The organism is Halobellus ruber (assembly GCF_014212355.1).
Lineage (GTDB): Archaea > Halobacteriota > Halobacteria > Halobacteriales > Haloferacaceae > Haloquadratum > Haloquadratum rubrum.
Genome location: NZ_JACKXD010000001.1, coordinates 328755 through 340857, shown reverse-complemented (window position 1 = coordinate 340857; position 12103 = coordinate 328755). Strand labels below are relative to the sequence as shown.

13 protein-coding genes are annotated in these 12103 nt (G+C 59.6%); 4 read left to right on the top strand and 9 right to left on the bottom strand.

The features are described 5' to 3' along the window. Window positions 1–140: 140 nt before the first annotated feature. A complete protein-coding gene (locus H5V44_RS01780; RefSeq protein ID WP_185191418.1) occupies window positions 141–1292 on the bottom strand; it encodes a restriction endonuclease in 1152 nt (383 codons plus the stop codon). A 298-nt stretch (window positions 1293–1590) separates the two neighbouring features. Between H5V44_RS01780 and H5V44_RS01775 the strand changes: the two genes are divergently transcribed. Continuing rightward, window positions 1591–2709 carry a hypothetical protein gene (locus H5V44_RS01775; RefSeq protein ID WP_185191417.1) on the top strand — a complete coding sequence of 373 codons (1119 nt, stop codon included), beginning with the start codon at window positions 1591–1593 and terminating at the stop codon, window positions 2707–2709. A gap of 171 nt (window positions 2710–2880) precedes the next feature. On the opposite strand, the gene H5V44_RS01770 is transcribed toward H5V44_RS01775, so the two are convergent. The 4 genes from H5V44_RS01770 to H5V44_RS01760 all read right to left on the bottom strand — a co-directional run bounded on the left by H5V44_RS01770 (window position 2881) and on the right by H5V44_RS01760 (window position 4203). Further along, on the bottom strand, window positions 2881–3144 hold the full coding sequence (locus H5V44_RS01770) for a hypothetical protein (protein WP_185191416.1): 264 nt from the start codon (window positions 3142–3144) through the stop codon (window positions 2881–2883). Then, entirely contained in the window at window positions 3141–3272 is a 132-nt protein-coding gene (locus H5V44_RS17735; protein WP_281381228.1) for a hypothetical protein, read from the bottom strand. The genes H5V44_RS01770 and H5V44_RS17735 overlap by 4 nt, the downstream gene beginning before the upstream one ends. Continuing rightward, window positions 3272–3619 (bottom strand): hypothetical protein, encoded by a 348-nt coding sequence (locus H5V44_RS01765; protein ID WP_185191415.1) that lies wholly within the window; start codon window positions 3617–3619, stop codon window positions 3272–3274. The genes H5V44_RS17735 and H5V44_RS01765 overlap by 1 nt, the downstream gene beginning before the upstream one ends. Window positions 3620–3969: 350 nt before the next feature. Further along, window positions 3970–4203, bottom strand: coding sequence for a MarR family transcriptional regulator (locus H5V44_RS01760; protein WP_185191414.1), 234 nt, complete (start codon window positions 4201–4203; stop codon window positions 3970–3972). Window positions 4204–4462: 259 nt separating this feature from the next. On the opposite strand from H5V44_RS01760, the gene H5V44_RS01755 reads away from it, so the two are divergent. From H5V44_RS01755 to H5V44_RS01745, 3 genes are read left to right on the top strand one after another with little or no spacing between them, the layout of a single operon-like run. Further along, entirely contained in the window at window positions 4463–5125 is a 663-nt protein-coding gene (locus H5V44_RS01755; RefSeq protein WP_185191413.1) for a hypothetical protein, read from the top strand. Next, complete coding sequence (locus tag H5V44_RS01750) at window positions 5122–5448, top strand: hypothetical protein (RefSeq protein ID WP_185191412.1); 327 nt, start codon at window positions 5122–5124, stop codon at window positions 5446–5448. The genes H5V44_RS01755 and H5V44_RS01750 overlap by 4 nt, the downstream gene beginning before the upstream one ends. Then, window positions 5445–5624, top strand: coding sequence for a hypothetical protein (locus tag H5V44_RS01745; protein WP_185191411.1), 180 nt, complete (start codon window positions 5445–5447; stop codon window positions 5622–5624). Before H5V44_RS01750 ends, H5V44_RS01745 begins: the two co-directional genes overlap by 4 nt. Here the strand turns inward: H5V44_RS01745 and H5V44_RS01740 are convergent. The 4 genes from H5V44_RS01740 to H5V44_RS17925 form a co-directional block, all read right to left on the bottom strand. Next, a complete protein-coding gene (locus H5V44_RS01740) occupies window positions 5600–6835 on the bottom strand; it encodes a site-specific integrase (RefSeq protein ID WP_185191410.1) in 1236 nt (411 codons plus the stop codon). The two genes, H5V44_RS01745 and H5V44_RS01740, sit on opposite strands and share 25 nt — an antisense overlap. 85 nt (window positions 6836–6920) lie before the next feature. Continuing rightward, window positions 6921–7406: an NUDIX domain-containing protein gene (locus tag H5V44_RS01735; protein ID WP_221625522.1), complete on the bottom strand. Its 486-nt coding sequence runs from the start codon at window positions 7404–7406 to the stop codon at window positions 6921–6923. Window positions 7407–7446: 40 nt separating this feature from the next. Then, on the bottom strand, window positions 7447–8727 hold the full coding sequence (locus H5V44_RS01730) for an MFS transporter (protein WP_221625521.1): 1281 nt from the start codon (window positions 8725–8727) through the stop codon (window positions 7447–7449). A gap of 317 nt (window positions 8728–9044) precedes the next feature. After that, window positions 9045–11489 (bottom strand): DUF7827 domain-containing protein, encoded by a 2445-nt coding sequence (locus tag H5V44_RS17925; RefSeq protein WP_185192040.1) that lies wholly within the window; start codon window positions 11487–11489, stop codon window positions 9045–9047. Window positions 11490–12103: the final 614 nt, after the last annotated feature.

Below are 12103 nucleotides of genomic sequence, written 5' to 3'. Positions count from 1 at the left end.
ATCTCATCGGGTGGTCATCTACTCAGGAGTGTCAGGAACGAACTGCTGAATGCAGGGGCATACAGCAGTCAGTCGTCGGTTTGGCTCACCCCGTCAGCATCGAAATTGACAGCAGGTGAACGCACTTATCGAGAACAATTTTATACGCTGTCGTTGATTTCGCTGACAACCTGATCATTCAGCCGTGAACCATCGGTGAGGTCTGTCTGGACGAGCATATCAACAATATCACCACCGGCGAACAGCCGGATTGGATAGGTGGAGAGGCTCTCTCGCTGGGCAGCGTCCGTGTAGTGTGACATAGTGAAGAACAAGCCAATTTCGCCGTCACCGACTCGGGAAGCAAGACGACTCAGTTCCCGGCCACCGACCGATCCTTTCTTGTTTTTCACTTGGGCTTTGAATTTGAGTTTTGTTTTGTTACCACCAAGTGTCACATCCGGTAACAAGTTTGTTTGACCAATAATGTCCACACCTTTATCGCCGCTCGAGGGCGTTCGACGGACCTGAGACATATTGTCCATACTTTCGAGCAAACGTTCGATCAGCAACTCCAGCTTCTGCCCACGGTCCTTGGAAGTTCCATCGAGTCGGGTTCGTATATCCTCGTGAAGCGGCTCTAAGCGGGCGTCTGGCTGTTGATTAGTCTTCGAACGGATCTGCTCGTTGTATATCGAATAGCGCTGGACTGTCCCAGTCTTCACCCAGTGATCCCACGCTTCGGGTCCACCAGCGTCATATCCAGTTCGACTCTTGCGGTGAATCCACTCTAAATCAACTGTGTCAGTGTCAAGAATTTCGAGATCAATCCGGTAGTTGACAACCGTTTCGCCCTCATCTCTATGGCGGGTAATATTCAGACCGTCAATGATACAGCATCCTTTGAACGTTACCCAACCCACACGTTCTTTCTGAAACAACACTGGGGGTGCTTCGTCGCGATTATTCTGAGCGTAGGTGGAGCAATACTGCTCTTTCACAAGTCGGTTACCACGACGGCTGAGTGGATCCGGTCCATCACCAGCCTTCGAGTCACCCCAGTAATAGGCAATACCGTCTTCGAGATTGATTATATCCTCCCAGGGATCGTGTGAAGTAGAAGTCGTGCTTGAAGAGTATAGTATGATAAATTCACAAGTACCAGTATGTGGGTTGCGTAGGGCCTCAATTCCACGGTAGCTAACTCCGCCATCAAGGGGGGCGTTCAACCACCCACGATATTCATTGGTAGTAAGATCTGTAGAGTTCCGGTATTCTTCACCGACGACGTACTGGTCGCCGAATTGACCCATAACAAATCCAGCGAGTTACGGTCAAATAATAATGCCGCCGTGTATTGTGAACTACTCTGTCCTGAGCGACTCGAGCCCGGCGATGTAATTAATACGCGGTTTGTACTCAGCAAAAGTATTGAAAATTATCATTGGTTGAGAATTTCAACAAAGTCATAAGTTAAGATCTTGTGAAGCAGACATTGTTAACCACTCTGCCGCACCGTCATATACGATTTCAGTTGCTCTATGGCAACGGCTTTCTTCAGTTCCTCTATTCTCCATAAAAACTACTTATGATTATTGACCATATGTGCGTGTGAATACACTTCTGTTTTCATCGGCCACGGTTGTTCTATTATTCCTATTAATCGTAAATTGGAGAGTTGCCGTAGTTTCTGCTGGTCTTGTAGCTATCCTTGCCTATTTCATCGGGACCCATTCAGCACTCATTCTGTTTGTCGGGTATGGTGTACTTCTACTGTTTATTGAAGCAGGGACCGCTTTACTCGTAGGTTTGGCCTTGGTCGGACTTTCTTCGTTAGTAGGGTTGAGACTGGCGATCGTCGTTATCATCTCCATAGCTGTCCTTCTATCATTCCTGTTGATTCTCAGTCTATCAAAGGGCCAGAAATCAAAGACGGGAGGTATCACAGATTTTGGGATCATACTGCTCTCTGGTCTATTATCAGGAGTGTCTACATTCACCAGTCGAATTGAAGCAGTCGGTACGTTCCCTTCGCCGCGACGATTATTCAAAAAGCTATTTTCGTGGTTTCCGGGCGAGGATTTCACAAGAAACGCTAGAGAAGATTTCGTGGAAAGAGGTGCCTCATACGTACGGGAAGGTGCAGTTGATGTCGATAAATCACCTGAAAGACTTGCCCAGGAAGTCCGGGTAGCTCATAATAATGCTGGTGAGCTTCTATCCGATGGGGAAGCAAACATCGCTCTACTTTTAGCTGTATTTAGCTTATTTCCGTTTTTACCGGAGAACCTGTCACCTCCTCTGTGGCTTACTCCTCCCGAGTGGGCAGGTGTCGTCCTCTCTGTAACAATTCTTGTTGGTGTTAGTCTTCGAGATGCGGCATTGGATGCGGTTCTGTACTATGATGTTTCTGCGAGTGAGGGGGAAGAGCGACTTTTGGTTATGTCCGACTGGAATCAATACCTATCCAATGGGTCAAAAGTTCTCCGAGCAATCGCACTGCTAAGAGGAATCAGTGCTATCAGTACAACTGCGTATGATCACTACTTGGACTGGGTGCTTGAAGAGTCAGTCAAAGGAGATGGGGCTAGTACCATAGGCTTGGTCTCACAATGGCGTGAGCTGACGTGCTTTGTTATAGCAGATCGACGAGAGATCTCACCCTCTAAAGCCAGCCAACAGCTGTTTAACGAGGATGTTTTCGAGCAATCAGGCCGCATAGAGAGGTAATATATAAGATCCGCTATCTTTTGTCGTACGCTGAAAGCTAATAGTATTTCTCCCAGCCAGGCATTGAGATATATAGAGGATTTCATACAAAGGGGGAACTCGCACGGGTGAAACCGGAACTGAGGCACCGGTTTATCACCTCGGCGCGGTCACGGTCGAGTGTCCCGATGCTCAGCCAAGATGCCCGACCACGACCGCGTGCATCGGCTCACCCCGCGTTCCACTCGCCCCAACATCGAGTGTCACGTCGGCGACGGCCACTGCCGCCAGCACCCGCGGCGGGACCGATTTGCCCTCCACGACGATCTCGACGGTCCACCGCGAGGACGGCGTCTGGGCAGGTGCGAGCACGTCGACCGCAACCACTTCGGAGTACGTCGCACATTGCCGGGCGACCCGCTGGAGAGTGTCGCGACCGTGCGCTTGACACATCATCGCTGGACCCGCCGCAGGTCACGCTGACAGCCCGCGCACAGCTCCGCGTCCGACGGGCCGCGGAGCAACAGCGTCCCACAGCAGACACACGAGACACCGTAGATCGGCGCGTGGAGTTCGGTCGTCATCACTCGGCCTCCGTAGCGGCTGCGAGGTGTCTGCCGAGTGCAGCCACCCAACTGCCGCGATCGTATCGGAGGTCCTGCCACACACCTCGTTCACCGCGAACGTGGGCGATCCACTCGTGGACGGAGTTGCCACGAAGGTCTGCCTCGTGGGTGACCTCCGACTCTACAGGGGCGTCGGTATCGACCGCGAGCATCCAAACGCGGTCCTGTCGTGGGGAGTGGACGTGGACGGCGCCGGCACCGTCGATGCCGAGGATGTTCGCCGCGCGGGGGAGGGCGCTGTGGTCGTACGTGATACGATTTAAGTCCGTGTCGTCGGTAGTTGACGACGGGCTTTCAGTCGACATATTGTGTGGCGACACAGCCCGAATCCCTCGGTGTCTTCAGCACCGGGGCGATTTTCGTATGAAACCGCTCTACGGGAGCCGGGTGTGTGTCTATTACCTCATTAGAAATACACCGGGATAAAATTTTGCCACGTGGAAAATAAAGGATGGTCAAACGAAATGAGTTCACGCCACGGGAATCAGAAAGTGACTGACGAAGAAATTGTCAATACACTTGAGTCAATTGACGAGCCTGTGGCCTCCGCGTCAGAGGTGGCGGCCCGACTCGATATTACACGTACAAGTGCTAATATTCGCCTAAATAAACTATTGGAACGAGACTTCGTTGATCGAAAAGATGTCGGGAACGGCTATGTTTGGTGGGTTGAGTCGGAGTCGGAGAGCTGACGCTTGCCGTCGGGCGTGATCCACCACACACGAGCTGAGGCCTTCATTGCGCTGCTTACCAAACCAGTTTCTTCAAGCTCTTGGAGCCGATTGAAGGCACCCTGTCGGGTCAAATCAACTTCTTCGGCAATTTCGGAGGCTACGAGAACAGGATCGGGAGATAACGCCAGGGCTTCCAGAATGTCGGTATCTGTCACCCGACGCTTTCTCCCGGCCATATCGGCACGTGACACGCCGGATAATTAGTTTCTCCGGAGGAGTTTGTGGTCCTGTGGAAATTAGTTACCACGTGGAAAATTTGAAGTCCTCCCAGTAATACGGTAGTCATAGATGATGCTCGCAGACGGATCGGCGCCCACGAAAACGCGCCGAGCGGGATGATGGCCCGCCCGACGCCTGTGGGGTCGTCTATGGAGTACGACGATGGAAACTAACGCGCACCGAGGTATTGAAGCCTTGGACACAGCAGACGGATCGCTCGAAAACAACCTGTCCAGCGGGATGACTCCAGAACCGGATAACGAAATGATCACAGACGGCGGCTTCAACACAGGCGTCGTTGAATCGATCTGCGAGTTCGTTCGTGAGGATCTCGATCGTGGCGAGTGGAAGATCTACTACGCCAAACGGATCGCCAAGTACACGCCCTACAGCGCCGCCCGCATCGGGTGGTATCTCGGAAAGATCTGTGGGGTCCAATCCACCGGCCAAGAGATCGACATCGCCGACTTCGCCCCTGAGATCGAAATCGAACAGTGGATCCCCGCCTCCTCGGTCTGCCGGTGGCGGATCGAACGTCACGCGCCGAGCGACACCCCCGAGGAGGCGAACGAACCGCTGGTGACCGACGGCGGCCGCCGGGGGATCCTCCGGGTGTGTGGCACTTGTGGGGATCTCTTCATCGAGCCGACCGATGGAGCCGACACCACCGAGTGTCCGGACTGTCGTCTCCGTTCCGACGGCGGGCTCTCTGACTCGTTCGACGAGTTTGTCGACCCACAGACTGACGACGACCGACCCTGCGAGAGTTGTGGTGACGCTGTCCCACGACGCTTCCTCGAGGAGGGGGTCTGTATCGGCTGTCGGGTCCACCAGGCTGCTGCGGAGGGGCAGCGATGAAGTCCCGCGTTCGGATTGCTGACGGCCTTCAGCAGACCCACACTACGACGGTCGAACACTCCCCACTTGCCACCGATCCGGGAATCATCGAGAAAGGGCGACAGAAACTGGGGCTCGCACCGCTTGCCCTGCGGGACGGCGAGGTACTCGGGCCCGTCCGTCGGGTTGCCGACGGCGGGCATATCGACGCCGAGGATCGTGAGTATCTGGCTGACGTCGAGCGACATCTCACACGGGTGCTCGAGACCGCCGAATCCGACATCGCCCGCAAGCACGCGCGGGAAGCACTCCAGCATCTCCACCGGGAGGCACAGCCCCGATGAGTGAGTCAGTTCCCGACTCCGGCACACGGGACCGGCACGAGAGTCACCACCGGCAGACCGAGATCGACGAGGACAGCGACATTGCGCTGTTCGAGCGCCTGGCGGACCGGTACGCGGATCACGAGGCCGGGCGAGCGTTCGAACTCGCCGCTCAGTCACTCAGAGAGGAGAGATAACGATGGAGATCGTCTTTCGAGAAATCGTCCGGCCGGGACTCGAACCGGCGACGGGCACGGATCAAATCCTGCCGTTCGTCAGCGTCGTCGGCGTCGACCAGCAGCTCATCGAGCAGGTCGGAGAACTCCTCGACGAGGGCCGTCGCCTCGACGTCCATCGACTGCTTGCATTCGGGGCAGAAATCCTTGTGTCGCGGGACATCGGCGTCGCACCGGGGACACGGCACCGGCGCGATCGGCGTCGGTTCGTCCTGCTCGACATCGACGCCGTGGGCGGCGGCGATCTCCCGGTCGTTGGCGTCCCCGAAGACCGCGACGTACCGGGCGGCGATGTCCGACCCGCGAGTCCAGCCGTGGTGGTCCTCGATATGCGCCTGGGAGACACCCTTCGAGGCGAGATGCGAGGCCGAGGCCTTCCGGAAGTACCGGGGCGTCACGGGTTTCTCGACACCGGCTCGATCGGCGGCATCCTTGAAGATGTCGCGAATATAGTTGTTCGAGACCGCTTCAGGACGATTGAGCCGCGAAACGAAGGGATCGTCATCCTCGCCGGGATGTTCGTCGAGCCACCGGGTGACGTACCGCACCGACGGCACGAGGACGGGCGAGCGCTGTCCGGTTTTCCCCTCGACGGTCACCTGAAGGCCGTACTTGTGGTCGGCGAAGGCGCCCACCTCCAGGTCATAGAGTTCGTGGGGTCGCGGTCCGAGATCGAAGGCGAGGGCGATCACAGCCTTGTCGCGCGCATTGTGGCAGCTTTCGATCATCGGCACGACATCCTCGTCCCAGCCGACGAGGTCACTGGGGTCCGGGGCGGGATCGTAGTTGTCGGGGTACCCGCCAGGTACCCACGCGAGGCTGACCGGCGGGTCGTCGCCGTCGGTCAGGACCGCACCGAGCTGCCGCAGGGCGACGCGATAGTCCTTGTTCGTCTCCGGCGAGCCGGTCTTTTCGGTGTTGATCCACGCGACGATCCGGCGGGCGGCGTCTTCGTCCTCGATTGCATCCGCGAGGCCGCCAACGCCTTCGGCCATCGCGACCAGCCGCATCAGGTACTTCTCGTGAGCGTAGTCGCCGTATTTGGAGGGCCCGAGGATCCGCAACTCATCGGAGAACCGCCGCAGGATCTCTGCGTCGGCGTCACTGATGTCATCGGACTCCTCAAGCCGGTCCCGGAGGCGCTCGATCGATTCGCTGACGTACTCGGTCATCCATCCCAGTCAACAGGGGTTGGGAATGTAAACATCTGGTATGGAGCCCACCCCGGGCAGTCCAACGGTCCGTCGCCTGCGCCGCTCAGAGGAGGTCGTTGTCCTCGATGTAGAGTCGGACGTACTCGTGGAGGCCGCTCTCCATCTCCGTGAGATACCGATACGCGGAGTGTTGCTCGTCGAGGGTGATCTCGTACGCCTCGTTCGCGGGCTCGACGTGAAAGACCGGATTGACCGTGTGCCGGCTCGGCGACCCCTGCACGGAGCTATCGGCCCAGAAGTGGGCGTACGGGCCGTACTGGTCGACGATGTCGACGTCGATCCCGAGTTCCTCGTCGCCGATGCGGTGGGCGGCCTCGCGCAGCCGTTCACCCTTGTACAGCCGGCTGCCCGGCCAGAACCACACCGGCGGGTGGATGTCGCGTTTCGCAAGCAGGATCCCCTCCTCGGTCTCTACGATCAGTTCGACGCAGACCTGCGGCATCCGAGCGACGAACTCGGAGAACAGCTCCTCCGGCACCCACTCGTCGTCGATCGCCATCTCGTCGTACGGCTCGAACGCGTCGGACATACCATCCGGTGGGCGAGGACATCTGAAAGCGCTACCGGCGTCACTCCGCGGTGGCGGCACGGAGCGCCCCCCGCTCCGGCAGGAGAAGCCACACGACGCCGGCAGCGCCGGTCAGCCCCGCGAGCAGCAGGAACGCCGCAGTGAACAGGTTCGCGTCCGCGAGCGACCCGACGGCCGTCGATCCGAAGGCGCCGACGACGAAAAAGCCCGTCCGGACCGCACCCCACGCGGTCCCTTTGAGCTCCGCCGGAAGGACGGACACGATGTAGGCGTTCGAGATCGGGCCGACGGAGAGCCGCATTCCGAGGAGGACGACGACGGCCGCAAGCGCCGGGAGTCCCTCAGCGTACGGGAGCGTCGCGAGCGGGACGACGCCGACGAACGAGACGGCCGCGAGCACCCGGCCGTGGCCGAACCGATCGGCGAGCGCGCCGCCGACGGACTGAAACACGGCGCCGCTCAGAAAGAGGAGTCCGAACAGCGTGCCGGCGGCCGTCTGCGAGAGCCCCTTCGCGGCGACGAAGTACGTGGTCAGAAACGCGGTCACACCCTGGAACGCGAACAGCATCAGGGTCGCGCCCACCACCGCGACCGCGACCTCGACGGAGGAAACGGCCCGACGGATGTCGGCCGCGGCGGCGCGGAGCCGCGAGCCGAGGGTCCGGTTCCCGGCCCCGTCGGCAGCCCTCGATTCCGTCGGATCACGGCTCGCGGGCCGGTCGGGGACTGACGTCCGGAGCGCATAGCCCGCCGCGAGGAACCCGGGGACGGTCAGCGCGAGCGCGCCGCGCCAGCCGACGAGGCCCGTCGCGTACGTCGCCAGCGGCGGGAGCAACGCGGCCCCGACGCTGCCGGTCGCGAGCACGGCCCCGAAGGCTGCGCCGTCCCGCTGGGTGTAGATTCGGGAGAGGGCGATCCCCCGTGCCGGGCCGTAGAGCCCCGACGCGAGTCCGAACCCGGCGGTCGCAAGCAGGAACGCCGCGAAGGTCGGCGACAGGGCGTAGGCGGCCATCGTGGCCGCGCCGGCGACGACGCTCACGGTCAACAGCGCCCGCTCGCCGACGCGGTCGACCAACGCGCCGGCGGGGAACTGCGTCCCCGCGTAGGTGACCCAGAGTAGCGTGATCGACGCGCCCGCGACCGTATCCGAGACCGGGAAGTCGGCCCTGATCGCCGGCAGGAGCGCGGGGATGACGAACCGGAGCCCCAGCGTGAAGAACCACCCGGCGGCGATCGCCGAGAGCGTCCACCCGCGGCCGCCGCCGCGGAGGGTTGCGACCACGGTCGCGACGCGGCTGCGCAGGGAGTCGGGACTCGCCACGATTGTCCGACCAGTCGCTGAAGGAAGACGCTAACGAAAGCGGTCGCTGTAGACCGGTTCCGTCGGCGTACCGACGGGAAGCGACAGTAGATCCGATGACGAGGTATAGCGTCGCACTGGCGCCGGTGCCGCCGTGGGCACCAGTCGGGTAGGGGTACACTGAACACTAAACCACCACCGCCGTATATACGTTCGGCTCAAATTATCAGATCTCGTGTCCAGGGGCGGGACGGCGGGTCCGGTAACTGTGCAGTGTAGCGCACAGAAGAACGGAAATCGGATGGCCGGAATCGCTTCCGGTGGGTTAGCCGGCTACGTTAGTCGCGCCGAACTGTGAGAAGCGCCGCGGCCAGCAGCGCCGTCAGCGCGACGATCACACCGAAGCCAGGCGTGCTGGTCGGGGTAGAAGTCGGCGTGTCGGTGTCCGGCATCGGCGTGTCCGTGTCGGGCTCCGGCGTGGCCGTGTCCGGTTCCGGCGTCGCGGTCTCGCCGTCCGGCTCGGGCGTGGCCGTGTCCGGTTCCGGCGTCGGAGTAGCGGTCTCAACCGCCTCGACGACTGTCCCGCTTTCCTCCTCGTCGCTGGCGAGCAGGGTGTTCGAGACGACGATGTCGTACTCGTCGCCGACGTTCTGCTGGCTGAAGTCGAACGTCGCGCTGAACGTCCCGTCGGACTGGACCGTCGGCGACGCCGTCTTCAGGAAGCTCGGGCTCACGCCGCTCTGACTGCTGACGCGAAGAGTCAGCTCGGTGCCGGGCGCGATGTTGGTCGTACCGCTGACCGTCTGTCCGCTCGCTTGTGAGACGTTGTAGGGTTCGTCGACGCTCGCTTCTGGCTCTTCGGCGGTGAACTCAACGAGCGTCTCGGCGTTCTCGTCGTCTTCGAACTCCTCATCCGGCGTGAAGTCGAAGCCGGCGTCGTCCTGAAGAACGGTGAAGTTGGTCTCCAGTTCGGTGTCCTCGTCGGACGGGAGCGCCTCGTCCCGCGGCGCGTCGAAGTCGACCTCGCCGGTGTCGACGACGACGAAGTAGGTGTCGTTCGGACCGTCGGCGATGACGGTTACGTTGTCACCGTAGCTGAGATTGAGTGCCGAGGCGTCCTGATTCGCGCCGGGGCTGGCTTCCTCGATCGTGAGGTTGATGGGGCCGTTGCGGTCGAGGTTGCTGAACGCGGTAGTCACATCCTCGTTGGCCCGAGCATCGAGGGCGCCCTCCAGTCCGGAGGCTTCGAGTTGATGCACTGCGAGATCACCCACGGCAACGTCCGACGACTGGGTGATCTGTTCGTCCTCAAGCGCCTCATTCACGTCTTCGAGATCCGAGAGGCTCCCGAGCTCGCCGGAACTGCCGGTCCACGTCCGGAGCGTCTCCGTCCCACGCTCTTCGAGCGTAACCGTCGCGACGTCGTCGGATTCGGTCACGCCCTGTCCCGTGCTGACGCCCTGATCGCCGGACTGGACCTCGAGGTCGTAGTCCCCGGCATCGACCAGATTGTCGGTGCCGTCTTCGAGGTTCTGGGCGATAAGAGCGTCATCGCTGTCGGAGTCCAGGTTGAATACGTCCTCGTTGACGTTGTTGTCGAACCGGTAGGTGTTGACGTAAACGGTCACCTCGTCGTCGCCATCGTCGTCCTCGACGGTGGCGTTCGCGACCACGCCGTCTTCCGCGGAACCGAAGGTGAGGGTCGCCTCGGAGGTCTCAGTAAGCTCGACCGTCGCTTCAACGATATCACCACGCTGATCGGTGATGACGTTGCTCGCGAAACCGGCTTCCTCGTCTGCGGCCTGGCTCACGGTGATCTCCGTGGATTCGACAGTCACGCCGCTACTGTTGTCCGTTACTTCGACCGTGTACGTACCCGTATCCAACTCCGACCCCTCGTCGGCGGTGGCCGTATCGAAATCGACGTCGGCCTCGCCTTGGCCGTCCAGTTGGGTCACGCTGCTCGTATTGATCTCATCGCCGTTGCTGTCGAGGAGCACGGCCTGGATACCGCGCTTTCCGGCAACGGCGTTGACGTCCGTCTCGATCGTGTCGTCGGTCGAGACGCTCGTATCCGCGACTTCGACGCTGAGTTCGAGATCCCGAAGGGTAAACTGCGTATCCTCGATCGTGCTGCCGTCGATACTCACGTTGTACTCGCCGAGGTCGCGATCGGTCGTGTTGAATACGAACACTTCGCTGTTCGTATCCGTCGAGCCGTCGAAGAAGAAGTCGTTCGGCCCTTCGAGTTGGATGGATACGTCCCGGCTGTCGTTCACGATCGCGACGTTGCTACCCTCGTAGACGGTTCTATCGTCGTTCAGTTTCACCGTGACTGGTGCGACAGTGACGGAATTGTTCCCGGTGTCCGAGTCGGGAAGCGAGTTGCCGTTGGCGTCCGAAATGTCGCTCGAAAGTTCGACCTCGATGTCCTCGGTAAGGATCGTGCCGCTCGTATCGAGGAAGTACCGGCCATCTAACGTCCCGGACGACGCGGACGGTTCGAGCGTCGCGCTGACCGTGTTACCGTCCTCGTCGTAGAGCGTAATATCGCTCGAATCCGGAATCTTGACCGGCTCGGAGAATGATAACTCGACACCAGCGCCTTCATTTCCAGTATCATCGTAGTGAACAGCGTCGAGTAGTTCGGGCGACCCGGAGGCTGTGTTCTGGACTGTCAGTGTCCCGATCTGCGTCTGGTTTTCGATCGAACTATCGGTATTGTTATCCAGGCTGAATCTGACCGCGAAGTCCGTATCGCTCGATACTGACGGAGCTTTCACACCAGTCAGGTCAAAGCTGAGATTTACTCGAGCGTCGTCGGCTCCCCCGCCGCCCGACGTGTCCACAGTAACTGTGAAATTATCGTTCGCGTCGTCGAACGAAGCGCCGGAGACAGAAGCGGCGGTACTTGTATCACTCAGCTGAACAGTACTGTTACCGGCATTGGAGAGATCGAAGTTATCTCCATCCGACAGCGACACAATATAGTCTACATTCGTGTCGTTCGTCGTATTTAGTGTCGCATTGAGCTCAACCGAGTGGGTGTTGTTACTTGTCTCTATGACTGAATTGTTGGAAATGCTGCCGCCGTCCGTTTCCGGATCGGCGGCCGCTACTACGCTCCCCGAAAACGCCATCGTCCCCGCAAAGACGCTGAGTATCATCAGTACTGCGAGGAACACCGCACGTCTCTTATCTGTGTCTGTATTCATAGTTGAGTCTAAACATCGGACCTCTCCGGCAACCGAGCCCCGCCCCGTTGGACACTTAGACGTCTGCCGAAAGGACCGAGTTTTCCGACCGGGTGGCGCTACATAGGTGTAGTATAAAAACTGTGTGACTCCGTTATCAAATCCGAAGTGTAGAGTGGGATGGAGTCCGGAGCGTCGTGACC